The organism is Streptomyces sp. KR55, from assembly GCF_052245645.1.
GTDB classification, from domain to species: Bacteria; Actinomycetota; Actinomycetes; order Streptomycetales; family Streptomycetaceae; genus Streptomyces; species Streptomyces flavusporus.
Map to the genome: position 1 here is coordinate 1 of NZ_JBQQCE010000945.1, position 1,077 is coordinate 1,077.

Sequence of the window (1,077 nt, forward strand, 5' to 3'; positions counted from 1 at the left end):
GTCACGACGGACAGGCCCGCCTCCTTGGCATACGCCAGCGTGTCCACGACTTCGCGCGGATGCCGGGGCAGCGCGAAGCAGAGCAGCGCCGAGGCGCCGGCCCGTACGGCTCCGTCGATCCGGTCGTGGATCATCGTGCCGCCTTCGTGGAGCAGCCGTACGTCCGGGTGGACCTTGGCGGCGAAGTAGGCGAAGCCGTACGCCTGGGAGGCCGCCGCTCTGAGGCCGAGCACCGGCAGCGGGCGGGAGGCGGCCAGCAGCCGGCCCGCCTCCTGCACCGGCCGCGGATCGGCGAGCAGTTCCGCGAGGTGCTTCAGGTTCTCGATCTCGGCCTCGACGGCCTGCTGGTACTCGTTGTACGAAGCCGAGTCCGCGCTCTGTTCGGCGGGCGCGACCTCGCGCAGGTGCTTGCGCAGGGCCGGGTAGCCGTCGAAGCCGAGGGCGACCGCGAAGCGGGTGACGGACGGCTGGCTGACCCCGGCGAGTTCGGCGAGCTCGACGCTGGACAGGAACGGCACGTCGGCGGCCCGCCGCACCATGCTGTGCGCGATGCGCCGCTGGGTCGGCGTGAGCCGGTGCCCCTCGAAGAGCGCCTGCAGCCGCGCGGCAGGGCTGTCGGTACGCCCCTCGGTACGGCTCTCGGTACCGCTCATGACGTGCTCCCCCTCCAGATGTCCGTGAACCGGTCGAGCAGTTCGGACGCCACCGTCACGTCGTGCGTGAGCGGCCGGTCGGCCGGGTCCGCGTCCAGCACCGACTCGGCGAGCTCCAGCGCCCGGCCCGCCGGAAGCTCCGGCTCGGGGTGGAGGTCGCGTTGCCGCAACGCCCGTACGGCGGCGACGAGTTCGCAGCCGACGACGAGACGGTACGCGCCGCACGCGCGCAGTGTCTGCCGTGCGGCGAGCGAGGCGAAACTGGCCTGTTCCTCGACGCCTCGGGAGAGTACAGCGTGGCCGAGCGACGCGGGCGCGGAGAACGCGCGCAGATCGCCGAGGGCGGCGCCGGCGGCGTACTCGAGGATCATCACGCCGGAGGAGGCGGGCTCGTGGTCGGCGAGGAAGGGGCGCAGGCGGGTGT

2 protein-coding genes are annotated in these 1,077 nt (G+C 73.2%); both read right to left on the bottom strand.

The genetic code is table 11. The features are described from left to right. The coding region (locus ACTWQJ_RS51705) for a MurR/RpiR family transcriptional regulator (protein ID WP_443313255.1) at positions 1-653 on the bottom strand (653 nt) is incomplete at its 3' end. Continuing rightward, positions 650-1,077, bottom strand: a 428-nt coding sequence (locus ACTWQJ_RS51710) for an aromatic amino acid lyase (protein WP_443313256.1), incomplete at its 5' end; no start/stop codon positions are given. The genes ACTWQJ_RS51710 and ACTWQJ_RS51705, both read right to left, overlap by 4 nt.